22 protein-coding genes and 1 tRNA gene are annotated in these 19,775 nt (G+C 68.5%); 10 read left to right on the top strand and 13 right to left on the bottom strand.

Annotated features, from left to right (window positions below; translation table 11 throughout):
• Window positions 1-143 precede the first annotated feature (143 nt).
• Complete coding sequence (locus tag FCH28_RS33920; protein ID WP_136744054.1) at window positions 144-3,278, top strand: FG-GAP-like repeat-containing protein; 3,135 nt, start codon at window positions 144-146, stop codon at window positions 3,276-3,278.
• Between the two features lie 71 nt (window positions 3,279-3,349).
• Here the strand turns inward: FCH28_RS33920 and FCH28_RS33915 are convergent, their stop codons facing one another.
• From FCH28_RS33915 to FCH28_RS33900, 4 genes are all read right to left on the bottom strand, one after another.
• Window positions 3,350-3,586, bottom strand: coding sequence for a globin family protein (locus FCH28_RS33915; RefSeq protein WP_136744053.1), 237 nt, complete (start codon window positions 3,584-3,586; stop codon window positions 3,350-3,352).
• A gap of 130 nt (window positions 3,587-3,716) precedes the next feature.
• Entirely contained in the window at window positions 3,717-4,538 is an 822-nt protein-coding gene (gene efeU / locus FCH28_RS33910) for an iron uptake transporter permease EfeU (RefSeq protein ID WP_136744052.1), read from the bottom strand.
• A 76-nt stretch (window positions 4,539-4,614) separates the two neighbouring features.
• Window positions 4,615-5,235: a hypothetical protein gene (locus FCH28_RS33905; RefSeq protein WP_136744051.1), complete on the bottom strand. Its 621-nt coding sequence runs from the start codon at window positions 5,233-5,235 to the stop codon at window positions 4,615-4,617.
• A 3-nt stretch (window positions 5,236-5,238) separates the two neighbouring features.
• Window positions 5,239-5,850 carry an iron transporter gene (locus FCH28_RS33900; RefSeq protein ID WP_136744050.1) on the bottom strand — a complete coding sequence of 204 codons (612 nt, stop codon included), beginning with the start codon at window positions 5,848-5,850 and terminating at the stop codon, window positions 5,239-5,241.
• A 302-nt stretch (window positions 5,851-6,152) separates the two neighbouring features.
• Here FCH28_RS33900 and FCH28_RS33895 point away from each other — a divergent pair, with 302 nt between their 5' ends.
• The 4 genes from FCH28_RS33895 to FCH28_RS38405 all read left to right on the top strand — a co-directional run bounded on the left by FCH28_RS33895 (window position 6,153) and on the right by FCH28_RS38405 (window position 9,966).
• The gene (locus tag FCH28_RS33895; protein WP_222852475.1) at window positions 6,153-6,560 is read left to right on the top strand and encodes a cupredoxin domain-containing protein; all 408 of its coding nucleotides are present in this window, start codon (window positions 6,153-6,155) and stop codon (window positions 6,558-6,560) included.
• A gap of 634 nt (window positions 6,561-7,194) precedes the next feature.
• Window positions 7,195-7,470, top strand: a complete 276-nt coding sequence (locus FCH28_RS33890; RefSeq protein WP_246103458.1) for a hypothetical protein — start codon at window positions 7,195-7,197, stop codon at window positions 7,468-7,470.
• Between the two features lie 516 nt (window positions 7,471-7,986).
• Window positions 7,987-9,129 carry an LCP family protein gene (locus FCH28_RS33885; RefSeq protein WP_169314323.1) on the top strand — a complete coding sequence of 381 codons (1,143 nt, stop codon included), beginning with the start codon at window positions 7,987-7,989 and terminating at the stop codon, window positions 9,127-9,129.
• A 501-nt stretch (window positions 9,130-9,630) separates the two neighbouring features.
• Window positions 9,631-9,966: a hypothetical protein gene (locus FCH28_RS38405; RefSeq protein ID WP_169314322.1), complete on the top strand. Its 336-nt coding sequence runs from the start codon at window positions 9,631-9,633 to the stop codon at window positions 9,964-9,966.
• A gap of 378 nt (window positions 9,967-10,344) precedes the next feature.
• On the opposite strand, the gene FCH28_RS39550 is transcribed toward FCH28_RS38405, so the two are convergent.
• Window positions 10,345-10,557 (bottom strand): hypothetical protein, encoded by a 213-nt coding sequence (locus tag FCH28_RS39550; RefSeq protein WP_246103448.1) that lies wholly within the window; start codon window positions 10,555-10,557, stop codon window positions 10,345-10,347.
• Between the two features lie 259 nt (window positions 10,558-10,816).
• Window positions 10,817-11,044 (bottom strand): hypothetical protein, encoded by a 228-nt coding sequence (locus FCH28_RS33870; RefSeq protein WP_136744049.1) that lies wholly within the window; start codon window positions 11,042-11,044, stop codon window positions 10,817-10,819.
• Between the two features lie 567 nt (window positions 11,045-11,611).
• On the opposite strand from FCH28_RS33870, the gene FCH28_RS33865 reads away from it, so the two are divergent.
• Window positions 11,612-11,812 carry a DUF5988 family protein gene (locus FCH28_RS33865; RefSeq protein ID WP_187363992.1) on the top strand — a complete coding sequence of 67 codons (201 nt, stop codon included), beginning with the start codon at window positions 11,612-11,614 and terminating at the stop codon, window positions 11,810-11,812.
• A gap of 85 nt (window positions 11,813-11,897) precedes the next feature.
• Here the strand turns inward: FCH28_RS33865 and FCH28_RS33860 are convergent, their stop codons facing one another.
• Together FCH28_RS33860 and FCH28_RS33855 are read right to left on the bottom strand one after the other, a co-directional pair.
• Complete coding sequence (locus FCH28_RS33860; RefSeq protein ID WP_136744048.1) at window positions 11,898-12,440, bottom strand: NUDIX hydrolase; 543 nt, start codon at window positions 12,438-12,440, stop codon at window positions 11,898-11,900.
• Window positions 12,441-12,445: 5 nt separating this feature from the next.
• Entirely contained in the window at window positions 12,446-13,513 is a 1,068-nt protein-coding gene (locus FCH28_RS33855; RefSeq protein WP_136744047.1) for an NAD(P)-binding domain-containing protein, read from the bottom strand.
• Between the two features lie 48 nt (window positions 13,514-13,561).
• Between FCH28_RS33855 and FCH28_RS39800 the strand changes: the two genes are divergently transcribed.
• Window positions 13,562-13,684, top strand: coding sequence for a hypothetical protein (locus FCH28_RS39800; protein WP_281289778.1), 123 nt, complete (start codon window positions 13,562-13,564; stop codon window positions 13,682-13,684).
• Window positions 13,685-13,737: 53 nt separating this feature from the next.
• Window positions 13,738-13,905: a hypothetical protein gene (locus FCH28_RS38400; protein ID WP_169314321.1), complete on the top strand. Its 168-nt coding sequence runs from the start codon at window positions 13,738-13,740 to the stop codon at window positions 13,903-13,905.
• A gap of 10 nt (window positions 13,906-13,915) precedes the next feature.
• Here FCH28_RS38400 and FCH28_RS33850 read toward each other — a convergent pair whose 3' ends face one another.
• A complete protein-coding gene (locus FCH28_RS33850) occupies window positions 13,916-14,326 on the bottom strand; it encodes an ATP-binding protein (RefSeq protein WP_136744046.1) in 411 nt (136 codons plus the stop codon).
• A gap of 8 nt (window positions 14,327-14,334) precedes the next feature.
• Window positions 14,335-14,727, bottom strand: a complete 393-nt coding sequence (locus tag FCH28_RS33845; RefSeq protein ID WP_342781681.1) for a hypothetical protein — start codon at window positions 14,725-14,727, stop codon at window positions 14,335-14,337.
• 31 nt (window positions 14,728-14,758) lie between these two features.
• Between FCH28_RS33845 and FCH28_RS33840 the strand changes: the two genes are divergently transcribed.
• The gene (locus FCH28_RS33840) at window positions 14,759-15,196 is read left to right on the top strand and encodes a tyrosine-type recombinase/integrase (protein WP_246103447.1); all 438 of its coding nucleotides are present in this window, start codon (window positions 14,759-14,761) and stop codon (window positions 15,194-15,196) included.
• 82 nt (window positions 15,197-15,278) lie between these two features.
• Here the strand turns inward: FCH28_RS33840 and FCH28_RS33835 are convergent.
• Window positions 15,279-15,352, bottom strand: a tRNA-Pro gene (locus FCH28_RS33835).
• A gap of 118 nt (window positions 15,353-15,470) precedes the next feature.
• Window positions 15,471-16,403, bottom strand: coding sequence for a metallophosphoesterase (locus FCH28_RS33830; protein WP_136744044.1), 933 nt, complete (start codon window positions 16,401-16,403; stop codon window positions 15,471-15,473).
• Between the two features lie 140 nt (window positions 16,404-16,543).
• Here FCH28_RS33830 and FCH28_RS33825 point away from each other — a divergent pair, with 140 nt between their 5' ends.
• Entirely contained in the window at window positions 16,544-17,011 is a 468-nt protein-coding gene (locus FCH28_RS33825) for a GatB/YqeY domain-containing protein (protein ID WP_136744043.1), read from the top strand.
• A gap of 282 nt (window positions 17,012-17,293) precedes the next feature.
• Here FCH28_RS33825 and FCH28_RS33820 read toward each other — a convergent pair whose 3' ends face one another.
• Entirely contained in the window at window positions 17,294-19,483 is a 2,190-nt protein-coding gene (locus tag FCH28_RS33820) for a transglycosylase domain-containing protein (RefSeq protein WP_136744042.1), read from the bottom strand.
• Between the last annotated feature and the right edge of the window lie 292 nt (window positions 19,484-19,775).

Below are 19,775 nucleotides of genomic sequence, written 5' to 3'. Positions count from 1 at the left end.
CATCAGGGCGTTGTCGCGACCAGCGTCGACTTCGCTGGTCAGGCCGTGTTATCTTCCGTCAGCTTTCGAGAGGCTGGCGCCGCGACGACCCCCATTCCGCGATGCATAGCCGCCCTCGTTCTCCCTTCAGCTGGAGGTATGACGTGGCTGCACGCCACAAACCAGGTCATAGACGTACCCTCATACGCGGCGGAATCGCCGCGACCGTTGCGCTTGGTCTCGCGGCCGGCGGCGCATCGTTTCTTCTTTCCCAGGCGCAGGCCGAGACGCAGCCGCTGACCATCCCGGCGCCCGACCGTTACGCGCCGACCGGCAACCCGGTCTACGGGGCCGGTACCACGGGGGTCCTGGAGCGGCGCGAGCTGGCCTCGGCCGCCGCGTTGAGCGACTACCAGTGGACCCCGTACGACGGAACCAGCACCTTCGCGGGCTCCTCCTCGGACACCGTCACCGCCACCGCTTCCGACGTCGTCAGCGCCTCCTTCACGGACCGCGTGACGCTCAAGGACATGAAGGCGGGCACGTCCACCAGCCTGACCCTGCCCGCCGGACAGATCTTCAAGGGCAGTTTCGGCGACGCCGTGCTCACCGCCACCCGCGATGCGAACGGAGAGATCAACGGTCTGCACATTCTGCGGAAGACGGCCGACGGGCTGTCCGACACCCCGGTCACCGGGCTGAACGGCTGGGTGGAGCGGTACGACACGGTGCTCGGCGGCGACACCCGGTCGGTGGCGATCTGGTACGCGACGCCCGACGGGACCCATGGCATCGGCCTGCTGGACCTGGAGTCGGGGAGCGTACGGCCCGTCCTGCCGGGTGCGACCGGAGGGGCCGGGGCCCGCGTGGTGTTCTCCGATTCGCGCCTCGCCTGGTACTCGCCCGAGGGCGGCAACACCACCGTGCGGGTGCTCAGCCGGGACGCGCTGGACGGTCCGGACACCAAGGTGACGCTGCCGTCGGGCGGCGAGGGCACCGCGCGTATCGCGCTCGTGGGCGACTCGCTGCTGACGACCTGGGACGTCCAGCAGAAGGACGGCGACCTGCTTCAGCGGCGGGGCGAGCCGCTCAAGGCCGTACCGCTTTCCGGCGGCGAGGCGACGACGCTGCTGCCGCATGCGCAGGCGGAGATGGCCCAGGTCCCGGGCGGCGGCGTCATCGTCACCGGTGGCGACTCGGCGCAGGACTGGGCCGTGCGCAAGGTGACGGCCGCCGCCGACGGCAGTCTCGCGCTGACCAAGTTGCGGGATGTGGCGGCCAAGCGCGCGGCGGTGGACGAGGTTTCGCTGACCGCGGGGCAGCTGGTGACCACGGAGCGGGACAGCAACTACCTCGCCTCCCTCTACCGGCGGGACATCACCCTCAGCAGCACACCATCGGCCGGCGACCGCTCGTTGCTGGCACAACCCGATCCGCAGGCCACCGGGGACGCCCAGAAGGAGTTCTACGCTGCCTACGTCACCGGCACCGGCGACGGCCGGTACGCGCTGACGGCCAAGGGCGACGACGGCCGCTTCGCACTGGAGGTGGTGGCTCCCGGCGGCAAGAAGACGGTGGTGCAGCCGGCGGACCCGGCGACCGGCGAGCAGCTGCCGGCGGACGTCCGCACCTGGGTGACCTCCGCCTCCGGCCGCTATGTGGTCTTCGGGAACCGCCAGCGCCAGGACAGCGACGTCCAGTACGTGGTCGACCTTGAGGCTTCGGGCGGCGCCAAGGTCATCCGGACCCACAAGGGCCGCGGCGGAGCCGCCGTATGGGGCACCAAGCTGTGGACGGCCGGGGACACCGCGGGCACACTCACCTCCCTCGACCTGAAGAGCGGCGCGACCGAGACCGTGCAGACCGGCAACGACTGCGTCCCGGTGGACGTGCAGGCCGTCGGCCGCTGGGTGTCCTGGGACTGCAAGCTGAACATCTCGGGCGGCCACGGTGTGTACGACCGGGTGACCAAGGAGCAGGTGGGCGGCTCCTACGAGGGCACGCTCGGCGACGGCTACGTCCTCACCCACGACACCGACAACCAGCGGCTGCTGGTGACGCCCATCGGGGGCTCGACCACGACCCTGGCCCAGACGCCGGAGTGGGCCAACGGGAAGTACCTCGACGCGGACCGCTTCGGCAGCGGCATCGCCTTCCTCGCGGACAACAGGAAGGATCTCCAGATCCTCGGTTCCGGCGTGCCCACCTCCGCGCTCGCGAAGATCGAGTCGCGGGTCGACACGTCGGTGAACGTCAAGTCCGCCACCGACCCGGCGTGGCAGGCGGCGTGGCAGCTCTCCAAGCCCGCCACCGGCGCCAAGGTCACCATCAAGGACCGCACGGGCAAGACCGTGCGTACGCTCGACGCGGCACCCAGCGCCGCGGCCCTCAAGGCCACTTGGGACGGCCGTACGGACGCCGGCAGATGGGCGGTCGACGGCACCTACACCTGGCAGCTGACCGCGGCTCCCGCCGACGGCTCCGGCGCCGACCTGTCGCTGACCGGCACCTTCGGCCTCACCGGTGGCATGCGCGGCTTCCACGACCTCAACGGCGGCGCCGGCGACCTGATGACGCTCAGCTCCTCCGGCTACCTGACCACGCACTACGGCAACGGCATGGGCGCCTTCGACACCAAGGCGTCGGGCAGCGGCTGGCCGACCGGCACGGTCGCGGTCCCGTTCGGCGACCTGGGCGAGGACCGCTGCAATGACCTGCTGGTCCGGATGCCCGGCGGCGAACTCCGCCGCTACACAGGCAAATGTGCAGGCGGCGGCTACACCCCGTCGAGCTCCTACGCGGTCCTCGGCACGGGCTGGGACCAGTACAACGTGCTGACCGCGCCCGGTGACCTCACCGGGGACGGCCGCACCGACCTGATCGCCCGTCAGTCCTCCACCGGGGATGTCTACCTCTACGCGGACAACGGCGCGGGCGGATTCAAGGCACGCACGAAGATCCGCACGGCATGGACGGCCTACACCCATCTCATCGGGGCCGGTGACCTGAACGGCGACGGCTACGGCGACCTGCTGGCCCGCCACACGGACGGCACGCTGTACCGCTATGACGGCACGGCGGACGGGCAGTTCAAGAGCCGGGTCGTGGTCTTCACCAACTGGGGCTCCTCGTACAACGCCATCGTGGGTGTCGGAGACATCACGGGCGACGGCAAGACGGACCTCGTCACCCGCGACACCAGCGGCAATGTCTACCGCAACAGCGGTGACGGCAAGGGGTCGTTCAGCGCTCGTACGCAGATCGCGACGGGTTGGCAGGGCTACAAGGGGCTGTACTGAGTGGGTAGTTGACTGTTGAGCGGATAGCCGGCGATGGGGCCCGTGCGACTCGATGTCGTACGGGCCCTTCGTCATTTGTCAGGCACGCTCGCTGCTGTCTGGTGGAGGTCGTCGATGAAAGCCTCCCATTCGTCCCCGGTAATCAGCATGTCGCGATGGGCGTCTTTCATCGTGCGACCCGTGTATCGCTGCGGTCCTCCGGTCGCTTCGGCGACCATTTCCGTCACCAGGTATTTGAACCTGGGCGGCAATACGCGATGGTGCGCCTCGTCGACGCGAGGGTTCGCGTTCAGCCGGTCGTCAACCATGATCCGATCCCGGACCCGCCTGGCGCACACCACCGCGATCTGCGAGGACTACGCCAAGCGCTCCATTGCCGCTGCACCGCGACAGCCGGGACCGAACCTCCGCGACCGGACATCGGCATCCGGCGACGTATTACGCCGGGGCCGGCGCCTCCTTGGCGGGCTGCGGGCGCAGGAACCAGAACAGGACGGGTGCCAGGTAGAGCGCCCAGATGGTGGCCTGGAGGACGCTGGGGTTGGGCTGGAAGTTGAAGATGCCCTTGAGCAGGGTGCCGTACCAGCTGTCGGGAGGGACGGTCGCGCTGATGTCGAAGAGCCGGTGGTCCAGGCCGGGGAGGAGCTCCGCCTCTTGCAGGTCGTGGATGCCGTAGGCGAGGACGCCCGCTGCCACGATGACCAGCAGGGCGCCGGTCCAGGTGAAGAACTTCGCCAGGTTGATGCGCAGCGCGCCGCGGTAGAAGAGCCAGCCGAGCATGACGGCCGTGAGCAGTCCGAGGGCGGCGCCGAGCACTGGCCGCGCGCCGTCGCCGGTCGCCTGGACGGCGGACCATATGAACAGCGCCGTCTCCAGGCCCTCGCGGCCGACCGCGAGGAATGCGGTGGCGACCAGGGCGCCGGTGCCGATGGCCAGGGCCTCGTTGAGCTTGCCCTGCAGTTCGGCCTTGAGGTGCCGGGCGGTGCGGCGCATCCAGAAGACCATCCAGGTGACCAGGGCGACGGCCACGATGGACAGGCCGCCGCCGAGCGCCTCCTGTGCCTCGAAGGTCAGTTGGGAGGAGCCGAATTGCAGCACCGCGCCGACGGCCAGGCTCAGGGCGACGGCGATGGCCACGCCGAGCCAGATCGGCGGGAGTTTGCTGCGGTTGTCGGTCTTGACGAGGTAGGCGACGAGGATGCAGACGACGAGGCTGGCTTCGAGGCCCTCACGCAGTCCGATCAGGTAGTTCGCGAACACACGGCCCCCTAGGACGCGTTCGACTGGTACGGGTTCGTCTGGTGTGTGTTCCGGTCGGTCGTGTCGCTGCCGTCGGTCAGGAGTGGCTGTTCAGGTAGCCGACCACGCTGGCGCCCCACCAGCCGAGCTGGCTGATGGCCGTTGCGGCGCCGGCCTGGATGCGCAGGCGGCGCGGGACCTCGGTGGCTTTGTGCTGGTGGAGGCGCTGGCCGAGCCAGTGGGCGTAGAGGCCGTTGAGGGTGATGGCCAGTACGAGCCCGAGCTTGAACAGGGTCAGCGGTGCCGCCAGGTTCGGGCCGAGGAACGAGCCGGTGACGACCAGCCCGGCCAGCCCGGCCCAGATGGGGACCTGCAGGGTGCAGGCGGTTTGGAGAACGTCGGTCAGCCGGCGTCGTCCGAGCATCCACAGGACGCCGAACCAGTCGACGGCGAGCACGGCGCCCAGCCCGACGATCAGTGCCACGAGATGCAGAAAGCGGGCCGCGGTCTGCAGCGGTGGGTCGGCGTGCAGGTGGGCGGCCGCCCAGCAGGCGGCCATCAGAGCGGCGGTACTCAGGACACCCAGCGCGGCAAGTGCCCAGGGCGGTGTGGGCGGGTGGGCGCTGTCGTTGCCGCTTTCGGCGGGCGCTGCCCACCCCGGCACCCGGGTGGCCCGGGTGACCGGAACGGGCAGAGCTCTGTTGGACGTCGGGGACACGGGTCAGGCCCCTGGCTTGAGCGTCACGTTGCGGAAGGTGGCGGTGGCCTTCTCGCCCAGCGGGGGCTGCTCACCGCTCGCGCCGTGGCGCAGGAACGTCGGCCGCTCCAGCGTGGCCCGCAGGGTGTACTTGCCTTCCTTGGGGATCGAGAAGTTGTTGGCGTAGTGGAAGAACTCGGCGTAGTAGAAGTTCAGTTTCTGCGCCTGGACGACCTTGCCCTTGCCGTCGAGGACTTCGAGGCGGATGGGGACATCCGGGACGATGCGGCCGGTCTTGGCCTCCATCGGAATGATCTCGATGTGGTGGGTCTCGCCCTTGGTCGGCTCCCGGTGGATCAGCTTCCCGTGCTCTCCGTGCTCGGCGTGGAACCACGGTTCGGCCGCCTCGACGATGTAGCCCACGCGGTAGTCGCCGGCGCGGGTCTCGCCGCCCTTGGCCTTGATCTCCGCGTCCAGGATGGTGTGTTGGTGTGCCACGCCGGCCGGTGCGGTCTCCTTCGCCGGGCCCTTGGCGGAGGTGTTCTCCGTCTTGTCGGCGTCTGCGCCGCCGCAGGCCGTCAGGGCGAGGGCGAGCGGTATCGCGAGCGAGAGCGTACGCAGCGAGGACTTGGGCATGGCCGGAATCCTTCCATCGGAGGTAAGGTAAGGCGAACCTAAAGACTTCACTGTCCGCCGTCAACCCGTCTCGTAATGTGAACGCTCGTGGCAATTCGGGCACAAGTGAGGGATTTTCTCTGCCCTTACCGAAGATGAAACTCCGTCAGCAGGCGCCAAGGTGCATCTGGCGACGAATCGGACGGCAGCGAGGTTGCTCGATATCCGGACAACCTGCTGCCACTCGCCGCGCCGCGCGCAATTCCGTTCCCGTCCGTTCCCGTCCGTCCCCGCCTTACGACGTATCGACCCAGGAGTCCGTCATGACCTCTCGCCCGAACCGGCCTGTCGCCATGGCCCTGCTTGCCGTCGGCTGCCCCCTCGCCCTGCTGACCGCCTGCGCGGAGAAGAGCGGTGGGGGCGGCGATGGGAAATCGGGAACGATCAACGTCCGGGCCGGCGATGACGCCTGCGAGCTGTCCCGGAAGACCGCGGCCGCCGGGCCCATCGCCTTCAAGGTCACCAATGAAGGCAGCAAGATCACCGAGTTCTACCTCTACAGCCCGGACGGCAAGGTGGTCAGCGAGGTCGAGGGCATCGGCCCCGGCACGTTCCGCACGATGACCGTGAAGGTGCCCAAAGCCGGCACGTACACCACCGCCTGCAAGCCGGGCATGGTCGGCGACGGCATCCGAGGCAAGTTCACCGTGACGGCCAAGCGTCACGGATGACCGGAGCGAAGCCCGGGTCGCGCGGCATGCGCGCAGGTCGGGGTGCCGGGGCGTAACGGCATCGTTGACTGCCGCCGCTACCACCGCGGCCGTCGTCTCCACCGAGACTCCGTCCGTGGCGTTGAGGCGTCTGCGGCGAGGCAACCGGCCGGGTGTGACACATCCGCCCGGCGCGCCGCAGGGGGTAGCGCCGATCATTATCGGCCGTGCGGTGCCTTGATGTCTGCGGTCCCCCCGCCTTGAGTTGCCGTGCGCGGCGCGGGCGGTCCCTGACGGGCCGCCCGCGCCATTGGCCCCTCGATTGCGAAGTGGCGGTCCGAGAACGTCGATGTGAAATAGCGGTGAAGGGAGTTTCGGAAGCGTTCAGTGGGCAATGCGCAGGGGCGTGACCTACCCCAATGGCGGCATACCGCAAAATCGCCCATACGACTCCAGACCAAACCCTCCCTACCGCGGCGGATCAAACGCGCCGGATGTCGGTGATACGGCCCCGCTGCCGCCTGCTGACGGAGCGCATGCCCCGCGCCCCAGAAATTCACCCCCTCCCTACAACTCCGCCCCGGCCGCACCGTACGGCGACGTTCCGAACGCGGCGTACCACGGCAGAAGGACTTCGAGCGGCAATCGCGGAGGCATCGACAGGCGCCGAATGGCCTTGATCATTCACAGCATCGCGGATGTCGCCGCGGTATTTCTCGGGCTGTGGATCCTGCTGTATCTGCTCGACGCAAATCAGGCGAATGTCTTTGTCGACTTCGTGCACGGTGTGGCCAGCTGGCTTGCCGGCTGGTCGCAGGACATCTTCATCATGGACGTGGAAGGGCTGCGTGTCTTCTTCAACTACGCCCTGCCCGCGCTGATTTACCTCGCGGTCGGCCACGGCGCAGCTGCCTGGCTGCGCCGCCTCTGACGGGGCATCCGCCGAGCTCAGGGGGCGCGGGCTGCCAGTGTCCCCTGAGCGCGAACCACCCCCTCGGCGCCCAGCGCGCCGGTTTCACCGTGCTACGGGGCGAAGAGGGTGCGTGCCGATCGTTGCCGTCGAACGTGGAGTCGTGTCTGCCGGCGAACGATGCGCGGTGCACTGAAAATTCCGCCCCAATGCGCATCCCGATGCGCACCTCCCGTCGCGCATACCGATACGAGCCTTCCGTCGCGCGACAAACCCCGCTCTCCCGAGCCAGAATCCGCACGCTCATTCCGCGCCCGCGGGGCGTGACGCGGTGATCAATTCGACACGTGGTGATCAATTCGACGTGCCCGAATTATGGTAATCGGCCGCGACTGCCCGTTCATTCGCCCCCTTGCATGTTTGGCAGGACATTGGTGGCGGTTCCCCCAGGCGCTGTGCATCAGGTGTGAAACATTCTTCCCGGATTCCCCTCCTCGATTTGCGTTCGGGGGAGCCGGAGAATGCACACTGCCGGGCATGAATCAGAGGCCCGACGGCAGGTACGCCGACTTCCAGGACCGATATGAGCGCGGAAATGCCGCGCCTCATCCGAATTCCGCCCGTGTCCTTCCCGGCCAGCGCCACTCAGCGCCGCACCTGCCGGGAGGCGGCGGGCCGTACGAAGCCGGGCCGTCCCCACGCCGGGGCGGAAAGGCCAAGCGGATTCTGATATCCGTGCTCGTCGTCCTGCTCGTGGTGTTGGCCGGTACATACTTCTGGGCGGACTCCAAGCTGCGCAAGGAGGTCGACCTCAGCAAGGTCATCGACCGCCCGGCCGAGGGCGAGGGCACCAACTACCTGATCGTCGGCTCGGACAGCCGCAAGGGCATGTCGGCGGCCCGGCGCAAGAGCCTGCACACCGGCGGCAGCGCGGAGGCGGGCCAGCGGACCGACTCGATGATGATCCTGCACGTCGGCTCCAACGGCCCGACGCTGATCTCCCTGCCGCGCGACTCGAACGTGACCATCCCGCAGTTCCGCGGTTCCGAGTCCGGCAAGATCAGGCCCGCGATGGGCGCGAACAAGCTCAACGCCTCCTACGCCTTCGACGGTCCGCAGCTGCTGGTCCGCACGGTCGAGTACAACACCGGGCTGCACATCGACCACTACGCCGAGATCGGCTTCACCGGCTTCGCCGACATCGTCGACGCCATGGGCGGCGTCGAGATGAACCTCGACAAGGGCTTCACGGACAAATGGTCAGGAGCCGACTTCAAGGCCGGCACACAGACCCTCAACGGTGCCCAAGCGTTGGCGTACGTCCGCACCCGGCACGCCTTCGCCGGCAGCGACCTGGACCGCACCAAGAACCAGCAGAAGTTCCTCTCGACGCTCGCGAGCCAGGTGGCCACGCCCGGCACCCTCCTCAACCCGTTCACGCTCTTCCCGGTCATGAGCGCGGGCCTGGACACCCTCGTCGTCGACAAGGACATGAACCCCTACCTGCTGGCCAAGATGTTCTTCGCCATGAAGGACGTCAACAGCGGCGAGGGCAAGTCCATGAACATGCCGGTCTCCGGCAGCGTCGGCGGCAACCTCCAGTGGGACAGGGCCAAGGTCAAGCAGCTCGTGGACGAGCTGAAGAACGACGACCCGGTCACCGTCACCAGCGACAGGTGACCTACATCGATCCGGCCGCGAGCGGTCCGTGCGGAAGGCAACGTACGGACCGCTCTTTCCCGCGTCGGAGCACGCGGTTCGAAGCACACGGTCCGAGCGGAACGCGCACTGTCAATGGCTCATGGGGCGGGGGTGAGGCCGGCGCGGGCGGGGCCGTAGAGGTAGAGCGCCGCCCGCGCCGGGTGGCAGATCCGCCGGCACGGGGGGAGCCGTCGGATCCGCGTGCCGATGACCAGTCGGCTGCTTTCTACTGCGCCACCGGTTGGTCGAGTGTCACACCCGCACCATCAGGCGCCTGGAAGAGTGCATATGTCCGCGCATATGGGATGTATCGCTTGGCCGGGTAACGCGGCAGCATGCTGCGGCGCAGAACTGCATACGGGCGCGTTGGTCGCCCCGTGTGCGATCACGGCCAGGGTGACTCCTGTGGGGGGTGGCCGCCCTGGCCGTGATCACTCTTCCCCACTGTCGAGGCGCTGCGTACGTCAGATTGCGACTCCAATGAGCCACAGACGCGAATCCTTGCCCCTAGATGATCCGTACAGCAGCGGCCGGGCCGGCACCCCCGCAAAGCGGACAGCCCTGATCATCCATACGATTGCCGATATTGCCGCCGCGTTCTTGGGGCTGTGGATCCTGCTCTACCTGCTGGAAGCGAACCAGGGCAACGTCTTCGTCCAGTTCGTGAAGGGCGTGGCGGACTGGCTCGCCTGGTGGGCGCGGGACATCTTCACCATGGACACCGAAGGGCTGCGCGTCGCCCTCAACTACGGTCTGCCTGCCGCGATCTATCTGCTGGCCGGACACCTGATCGCCGGGCGGGTACGCCGCCTCTGACCCAGCACGGATGCCGGGCCGCGGCGCAGCTCGGTTACCTGCTCGGCGCCCCGTTCCCCAGCAGCCGCCTGGGTCCCTCAGGCGGTCGCGGCGTGACCGACTCCGGGGCCGGGCTATCGCGGTGTTGCCAGTGCGCCGCTCAACATGGCGGATGGTGCCCGTCTGGGCTGGCGTAGCGGCACTCCACGTAGGCGGAGCGTGGAGGGACTCGGTCACCTACATCAGCACCGCCAGCCGGTGCAGGGCCAGCGACCCCGCCACCGTCACGCTGCCGCTCCAGCCGACCCACCGGATCACCGGTCCAGTGCACATCGGCCGGCCGGCGCAGCGTGTTGCCGCACTGCAGCGCCTCGGGCACCCAGAAGAACCGCGGCACGGTCAGACAGGGCCGACCACATAGCTGGTACGCAGCAAGGTGCCGAGGTTGGCGCCGTGCAGCGGCCACAGCGGGTCGGCGTAGAGGTGGCCCCAGCAGGAGTGGGCGCCGGGAGCGGCGGAGTTCGCCGCGGGTGCGGGTGCGGGTGCGGGTGCGGGTGCGGGTGCGGGTGCGGACCGGGCAGCGCCGGTGCTGCGCCGTGCACGGCCGCTCATCGTGCTCCGGAAGCGGACCTCCGCAAGTAGTGACGGCACTGTGGTCTGCGACAACGTTCGGATCTTCCAAGGCGCTTGGCGGCGCGTTACGCCATCTTCATCCGAAGCTGTCGCCCGCTCCGGGCCCGCCGCCCCCATGCTGGCGAACCCCGGGACTCGGTGTCCCGGGGTTCCGGCCAGTCCTACCGGTAGGCCACTGCACCGGTGGTTCGCGTGGATGCTCCTGGCCTCATGCCTTGTCGCGCAGCGCAGGCCGCTGTCAGAAGCCGGTGGTCTCCACCGTGACCAGACCGTCGATCGGCGAGGCGGGCATGGCGGGCGTGGCAGGCGCGAGGGACTGGGCCGTCCCGGCGGCGTCGCCGATGGTCACGGTGCCACCGTGGCCGGCGATCTCGCCGCCGAAGCTGGCGAGACCACCGGAAATGTTGTCCAGCTCGCTCTCGGTAATCTCGGAGGCGTCGATCTCAGGGGTGAATCCGTTACGCATGGCGTGCCGTTCCCTTCAATGCTCTGGGTTTCTGGACTAGCGTCGGACGGGGATTACCGATAAAGCAAATCCGGCCGATTTTACGGCCGTCCGGCACCCGAATCCGGGCGTCATGCCGACGGCGCGTATCGCAGGATGCAATCACGTCAACAGGCCGTGCGGCAACTTACTGTCCGGTTTTATCTGGTACGTACCTCACTGCTGCAGCACCATTCTGACCTGCGCAGATACAGGTATTTTTGGGCACCAGACCCTTCACATGCCACCTGCTGGATAATCGCCATGAAAAAGCTCTGCACGCATCTCTGGAAGTCATATCTGCATTTACAGTTCGACGAATGGCGAGTGCGGCGAGATGCCATGAGATGTCGGTATCTTCCGCGTATCGAGCGCCTCCGCGCGGATCGGGTGCATAAAGCCGGTCATCGCTTTTCAGGGCCTCGAAACGGCATTTGGTGACGGCCTGCCTGGTCGCAGACCGTCACCCGTTCGGGCCTCCAGCAAGCGTCGGCTGCCATCCGTTGACATCGTGGAGAGACGGTTTCGCCAGAGGTATGGAGGATCGTCGTGAGCAGTTCGCCCAAGGCTTTGCTTGAAGGAGGGCCAGATGGCCTGAAGCAGCGCATCGTGCCGATCACCCCGCCAGGTATTGAGATCCGCGTGCAGCACGGCGGCGGCTACGAACGCTTCAAGGTGACGCCCCGATGGGAAGACACACCTGAGGGTTCGCTGCCGGTCTACGAGTGGGTCGCACACGTCGACGCGTAGCGGCTCAGTAGCGAAGCTGACGGGGCAGGGAACCGCCCCTGGCTGCGTCGGAGCTCGCAGACGCAGGGGCGGCCAGCTGTTGGGGTCAGCGCAGAGCCGCTGCGACGCGTCGCTTCAGTCGCTCGTCGTGGAGGGTCTCGACCGTGCGCCAGGCGGCGTCGGTGACCTCCTCGGTCTGCAGTTCACCGACCTCGGCCGTGGTGCGGAAGAGGAAGCGGAAGTCGATGTGCTGGTGGCCCGGCTCGCTCTTGGCCTGGTTGGCCGGGATGGGGTGGACATCGATGTGGAGTGGGGTGTCGTCGACCGAGGCGACGGTGTCAGCGGGGATGCCGGTTTCCTCGGCGAGTTCGCGGCGGGCGGCGTCCAAGAGGGTGCTGTCGTCGGCTTCGAGGTGGCCGCCGGGCAGGAGCCACTTGTCCAGGGCGAGGTGGTGGATGTGCAGGATGCGGCCGTCCGGCCCGGCGAGGACGGCGCCGGCGGTCGCGTGCCCGCGGAACTCCTTGCGGCTGGCCAGGTCGGCCCCCTCGTCCAGGAGGTGGAGGACGGGGGCGAGCGTGGGCTTCTCGTCGGGGTGCTCGTCGAGGTAGGCGGTGAGGATGGTGCGGATGTGGTCTGCCGTGATGGCCATGGTGATCACCTGTTGAAGTAGGAGAGCCAGGTCGCCGCGATTGCGGCGCGGTCGTCTGCGTCGGCCTCGTGGATGCCGGGGGCGAGGTCTCCGCGGGTGAGCATCCTGATCCCGGCGAGGATTTCGGCCTGGACCAGGAAGATGAACGGCCCAACGCTTGCGCCGTGGAGGAAGTTGACGGCGTTGCCGCCGTTCGCCAGATAGAAGAAGTGACCGGTGGTCTGGTAGCGGGTGATGTGTTCGCCGGCCGTGGTGCGGGTGTAGACATCCGGCAGGCTGCTGAGTTCCAGTTCGTCCTCGCTGCTGGTTACGGTGGCGACGTAGGCACCGTTGCGGAGGTGCCCGAAGTCCTCGCCGTGCAGCGAGATCGCACCCGTCGCGCAGAGCACCAGTCCGGCGCCCCGCAGCGCGTCCTCTCGGTCGCGGGCAACGGTGAAGCCCTGGGACAGAGCCTGGGTGCGGCGGACGGGATCGATGTCGTGGACGGTGACCTGGACTCCCTTGGCGTGCAGGAGGCGGGCGATGGAGCTGCCCAGTTTGCCGAAACCGATCACCAGCGCGGGGCGACCATGGAGGATGTCGCCGCGGCCGCGCATGACGGCTTCGGTGCAGAAGACCACCGATTGGCCGACCAGGAAGTCCTCGGGGTCCTTGAGCGGTGAGCGGGCCACTGAAACGACTGGGCAGGGAAGTTTGTCGAGGTCCTGGTAGCGGCGGTGGCCGTTCTCGGTGTCCTCGATCACTCCGAGGATCTGCCCGGAAAAGCGGGCGTGCAGCTCGGCGAGGGCGGGGGCGAAGTAGTCCAGCGCGGCGTCGGGATCGGCGAACAGCTCACGGGAGAGCGTGTCTACCGGGATGGCCTTTTCGACCTCGCGCTGGGCGGCAGGGGTGATGGATTTGGGCTTGGGCAGGACCGCTCGCAGGCGACTCATCGCGGCGACCGCGCGGACGAAACCGGGACGCTCGGGCAGTAAGTGGGTCACCAGGAATGAGGTGACCTGGCCGGTGGGTGCGAACTGGGTGGCGATCTTGGCGAAGTAGGCGTCCAGCCGGGCGCGTTCGAAGGATTCCATGGCCGTTCCCTCTCATTGGGAGTCAGGGCAGTGCATGGGTGGTGGCTGGTGCGTTCAGGCAGGGCGGGCGAGGCCGAACAGGAGGCGGCCGGAGGCGAGGCCGGCATCGAGGTAGGCGTCGACGCGGGGGAGGTCGGCACTTCGCGGCAGTGGGTCCAGGCCGATCACTAAGGATCCGCGACGGCGCCCTGCGGTTCGGCCAGGCCACCCAGGAATGCGGAGAGGTGCCGCATGCGGGCCTCGATGGCCTCCGCAGTGTCGTGCCCGGTGCGGCCGGGCGGATGGGCGAGGAGGAGGTACGCGAGGTCGGTGTCGGCTGGGTCGACGCCGAGCCAGGTCCAGGCGCCCAGGGCGGCCAGCAGGCGGGCCCGGGGCCTGCGGCGGGCGGCTGAGTGCAGGTGGTCAGCATGGTGCCCCCTTGGCCGCCGGGGCGGTCTTGAAGCGTGACCAGACGACCTTGCCCGTCACACCGCGCTCCTCGACGCCCCAGTCATCGCAGAGCATGGCGACGATGTGCAGGCCGCGGCCGGAGACGTCATCGTTGGTGGGGCGACGGAGCCGGGGCCGGCGGGGGCTGGAGTCGTGGACCTCGACACGGACGATGTCGTCCTCGGCACTCATCGTGACGTAGAAGCCACAGCCGCGGCGTGTGCCGTGGGCGAGGGCGTTGGTGGCCAGCTCGGAGACACAGAGGCGAACGTCATCGACCCGTCCCTCCAGGTCCCAGGCGGCCAGGGTGCGGAGGACGAAGTCACGGGCCAGCCCCACGGATTCGGGGACAGGGGCAAAGAATCGTTTGATGGCATCGGGCATGGCGAGCCTCATGTCTCGGCGTCCAGGGCAGGGGTAGAGCTGGGAGTGCGGCGGCGAGAGCGGTGTGGCGTCCGGCGGGCCGGCTTGCTGTCGCGGACGAGCATCAGCCGTACTCCGGATCCGGCGATCTCCCGCTTCCGCTCGGCGGCTATCGGCTTGGGCCCCAGGTGGGAGGCGGCAGGCAGGACCACTCCGTAGACATCCGGCATGTCGAGCACGTCCAGCAGCCCGGTGAACGCCGCGCTGTGGGCGTTCGCACCGGTGCCGCGCTCGATGAAGATCGCGCCCAGCACCAGCTCGTGGTTGCGGCAGTACTCCGCCAGGGCTTCGGTCAGGGCCGTCTGCCGGGCGGCGGCGCTCTTGGGGAGTCGGAGGAAGCCGTAGACGGTTGGGCCGTTCACTGGGCGATGCTCCGTGAGGGGTTCCATATGCGTGTCGAAGACCAGGAAGAGCCGGCGGACCATCGCCCTGCCGAGGCAGGTGGTCGATGTGCTCGAAGAGCACAAGCGATGGCAGAAGCAGGAGCGGGCATCGCGGGGGATGGAGTGGAGTCCGACCGGCCGTGTCTTCACGACTCGGAGCGGCGAGCCACTGGACGCGGCGAACGTCCGGCGGGACTTCAAGGCGATCGTGAAAAAGGCAGGGCTGGAGCCGGAGTGGACCCCGCGGGAACTCCGACACAGCTTCGTGTCCCTGCTCTCTGACCACGGCATCCCGCTGGAGAGCATCGCTCTATTGGTCGGCCACAGCAGTCAGGCCACGACGGAGGCCGTCTATCGCAAGCAGCTCCGGCCCGTGATCACGAAGGGTGCTGAAGCAATGGACGACATCTTCGCCGGGGATCAGGAACAGGGCGGCGCCGTAGCCTGATCATTTTCGTTTGGCCCCCTGTTTGGCCCCCGAGCACGTCAGAGGCCCATCCGCGATCACGCGGATGGGCCTCTGACCTCTGTCGGGGTGGCGGGATTTGAACCCACGACCTCTTCGTCCCGAACGAAGCGCGCTGCCAAGCTGCGCTACACCCCGAAGCAACGAGCTCTACTTTAGCGGACTGATCCCCGTAGGCGAAATCCGGTTCTCGCGGAGCGGGGGAGCGGGGCTGACCTGGGCGATCACGGTGGTGATCAGCCCCGCTCGTTCGGCGTCAGCCGCGGTCCGGCGCCGTCAGCGTCAGCAGGGTCGCCTCCGGGGGGCAGGCGAAGCGGACCGGGGTGTAGCGGTTGGTGCCGCAGCCGGCGGAGACGTGGAGGAAGGAGGTGCGGCCGGCCGCGGTGTGGGTGGAGAGGCCCTTGGCACGGTCGGTGTCGATGTCGCAGTTGGTGACCAGGGCTCCGTAGAAGGGGATGCAGAGCTGGCCGCCGTGGGTGTGGCCGGCCAGGATCAGCGGGTAGCCGTCGGTGGCGAAGGCGTCCAGGGAGCGCAGGTAGGGGGCGTGCACGACGGCGAGGGAGAGGTCGGCGTCGGACTCCGGGCCGCCGGCCACCTCGGCGTAGCGGTCGCGCTTGATGTGCGGGTCGTCCAGGCCGGTCAGGGCGATCTCGATGCCTTCCAGCTTGAGGCGGCCGCGGGAATTGGACAGGCCGACCCAGCCGGCCGTGTCGAAGGCGTCGCGGAGGTCTTCCCACGGGTTGCGGACGACGCCGACGGCGGGCGCGTTGCCGTTGAGGCCGTGCCGGCCCTGGACCCGCTCCAGCAGGTAGCGGGCCGGATTGCGCAGCTTGGGGCCGTAGTAGTCGTTGGAGCCGAAGACGTAGGCGCCGGGGAACTCCATCAGGGGGCCGAGTGCGTCCAGCGTCTCGGGGACGCCGTCGGTGTCGGAGAGGTTGTCGCCCGTGTTGATGACGAAGTCGGGGCGCAGCCCGGCCAGCGACTGCAGCCAGCGCTGCTTCTTGCGCTGGCCTCGGACCATGTGGATGTCGGAGACCTGCAGGACGCGCAACGGCCGCATGCCGCGGGGCAGTACGGGCACGGTGACGCGCCGGAGGCGGAACGAGCGGGCTTCGAAGCCGGCGGCGTAGGCCAGGCCGGCCGCGCCGACTGCGGTCAGGGACAGGGGGACTCCGTATCGCGCGCGCATCTCTCCATCGTCGCAGAGTCGCGGAGCGCGCCGCGCGGCGAGCCTTGGGGAGGGGTTACGGCGCCGCTCGCCCCTGGTGGCGGGGGCACGGGCGCGAAAAGGCGCGGCGGTTGTCAGTGGGGCGGGGCATACTCGACGGCATGACCACGCTCAAGTCCAAGCTGCAGGATGACCTCACCACCGCGATCAAGGCGCGCGACGAGCTGCGTTCCTCCACCCTCCGCCTCACACTGACGGCGATCCAGAAGGAGGAGGTCGCCGGCACCGAGGCGCGCGAGCTGTCCGACGGCGAGGTCGAGAAGATCATCACGCGGGAGGCGAAGAAGCGCCGCGAGGCCGCCGAGGCGTTCGAGAAGGGCGGCCGGGCCGAGTCCGCGGAGCGGGAGCGCGCCGAGGGCGAGGTGCTCGCCGACTATCTGCCCAAGCAGCTGACCGACGCGGAGCTGGAGAGCCTGGTCGCGGCGGCCGTGGCGCAGGCCAAGGGCGAGGGCGCCGAGGGGCCGCGTGCGATGGGCGCCGTCATGAAGATCGTGAACCCGCAGGTGGCGGGCCGGGCCGAGGGCGGCCGGGTGGCCGCGGTGGTGAAGAAGCTGCTGGCCGGCGGCTGAGCGGAGCCGAGCCGCGGGCCGGCTCGGTAACGGGTAGCGGCGCGCGTACGGAAAAGGGGCGCCCCCATCGGGAGGGCGCCCCTTTCTCTGTGTCCCCAGGTTTCTCTGTGTCCTCAGGGCTGTGGGACGCGGTCCGTTCTCAGCCCGTTCTCCGCGTGCCTATGGCTCCACATCCCTGCGGCTCTGTGTCTCTACGGGCATGCCTCCATGGGCATGTCTCCACGGCCATCTCTCCACGGCCGTGAACGTGACCCGTGTCACCCCGCGGTCATCACGGCCCGGCTACCAGCCACCGTCGCCGCCGCCCAGAATGTCCGGGAAGCCCGGGAGGTGCCACCTGTCGCCAGGCTTGTCGTCGCCGCCGTGGCCCCGGCCGGGCCGGTCCCTGCCCTTCCCCTTGCCGTCGTCGCCCTTGTCCTTGCCCGGATCGTTGATCGGGACGGTGGGCAGCGCCGGCGCGGGCCTGCCGGCCAGAGCGCCGGTCATCGCATCGCGCCAGATGGGGCCCGGGGTGTCGGCGCCGTAGACCTTCTCGTGCGGGACGCCGCCGATGGTGATGTTGTACATCTTGCGGTTGTGCAGCGGGTCGCCGACCCAGACCGCGCCGGCCGCGTTCGGGGTGTAGCCCACGAACCAGGCGGCGTAGCGGTCGTCGCTGGTGCCGGTCTTGCCCGCGCTGTCCCGGCCCTTGAGGCCGGCCTGCTTGCCGGTGCCGTCCTCGACGACACCCTTCAGCAGGGCGTTTATGGTGTCCGCTGTCCGCTTGGACATCGCCGTCCGGCAGCTGCCCTGCGGAACCTTCATCGCCTTGCCCCGCGGGCCGGTGATCGACTCGATGGCGACGGGGCTGCAGTACTGGCCGCCGTTGGCGAACGTGGCGTACCCGGCGGCCATCGTCAGCGGCGACATCTCCTGCACACCGAGCGTCATGGACGGCACTTCCTGGAGCTTCCTGCCGTCCGCGCGCTCGATGCCCATGCCCTGCGCCATCTTGACCGCCGGGCAGATACCGATATCGCTGATCAGCTGCACGAAGTAGGTGTTGACCGACTTCGCGGTCGCCTCCTTCATGCCGTACGGGCCGACCTCCCGCTTGTTCTCGTTCTGGGTGCTCTCCGTGCCCGTCCACTCGCCGTTGCAGGTCTGCACCGGACTCGGATACGGCATCCGGTACGGCGACGAGTACTGCTGGTACGGGCTGGTGCCCTGCTCCAGCGCGGCCGCCGCGATCACCGGCTTGAAGGTCGACCCGGGCTGGTAGCCGGCGCCGCCGCCCATGTTCTCGTCCACCGAGAGGTTCAGCTGGGTCTGGTTCGGACCGAAGCCGTACGGGCGCGACTGGCCCATGCCGAGGATCCGGCCGGTGCCCGGCTCGACGATCGCCGCGGCGCTGGCGACCGGGTCGTCGTCGTAGACGTGCTTGCTGACCGAGGCCTGGATCGACTTCTGGGTCTGCGGATCGAGGGTGGTGCGGATGGTCATGCCGCCCTGGTCCCAGAGCTTGAGGCGGGCCTTGCGGGTCTTGCCGAAGGTCTTGTTGCCGAGGAAGACCTTGCGGATGTAGTCGCAGAAGAAGCCCGCGCCGTCGACGGCGGTGATGCAGCCGTTCTTGGGGCGGCTGACCGCCAGGTCGATCGGCTTTTCGGCGGCCGCGTCGGCCTGCGCCTGGGAGATGTCCTTCAGATCGGCCATCCGCTGAAGGACGGTGTTACGGCGCCGGGTGGCCTCCTTGGGGGAGTTGACCGGGTCGTAGCGGCTCGGGGACTGGACGATGCCGGCCAGCAGGGCCGCCTCCTCCAGCTTCAGATCCTTGGCGTGCTTGCTGAAGTAGCGCTGGGAGGCCGCCTCGACGCCGTACGCCTGCTGCCCGAAGAAGGTGATGTTGAGGTAGTTCTGCAGGATCTTCCGCTTGCCGAGCTCCTGCTCCACCTGGATCGCGTACTTGAGCTCCTTGACCTTGCGGCCGATCGTCTGCTGGGTGGCCTGCGCGACCTTGTCCGCGTCGTTGCCCGCCTCCTCGACGAAGACGTTCTTCACATACTGCTGGGTCAGCGTCGAGGCGCCCTCGGAGACGCCGCCGGAGCGGGCGTTCTTGTTGACCGCGCGCAGGATGCCCTTCATGTCGATCGCGCCGTGCTGGTAGAAGCGCGCGTCCTCGATCGCGACGATCGCCTTCTGGATATACGGCGACATGTCCTTGAGGCCGACGACGGTGCGGTCGCGGGAGTAGACCTTGGCGATCTCGCCGCCGTCGGCGTCCAGGATCGTGGTCCGCTGGCTGAGCGGCGGGGTCTTGAGGTTCGCCGGGATCTCGTCGAAGCCCTCGACCGACCCCTTGGCGGCGAGGCCGAGCGCCCCGGCTGCCGGAAGCGCGAGACCGGCCAGCACGGCACCCGCCAGGACGCTGACACCGAGGAACTTGGCGGCCTGCTGGGTCCTGCTCAGACCCCCGCCGTCGCGCTTCTTAGCCATGAGGGCAGCCTACGTTCTCAATCGCCGGACAGGGGCGCACCTGTTCGCTTAACCTGTTCTCGCCTGCCACAGCGGAATGGTTACGCCCCAGTTCGTCAAGCCCCTCTCCCCGTGCGGACCGTGTCCCACGAACGTGCTCGCGCTGCCAGAAATCCCGCGTGACCACACCGAAATGTCTTCCTTGTGGTGAATGTGACGCATGTCGCGCGGTCACTCCGTCGGGTGATCTGCCGCATACGCATAGTCCGTTCGGGCCATTCAAGATTGGGCCCGAAGGGGGTGTTGCGCCCTG

This window comes from Streptomyces piniterrae, assembly GCF_005048155.1.
Classification (GTDB): Bacteria; Actinomycetota; Actinomycetes; order Streptomycetales; family Streptomycetaceae; genus Streptomyces; species Streptomyces piniterrae.
The sequence above is the reverse complement of the archived record's forward strand: the minus strand, read 5'-3'. Positions and strand labels throughout refer to the sequence as shown.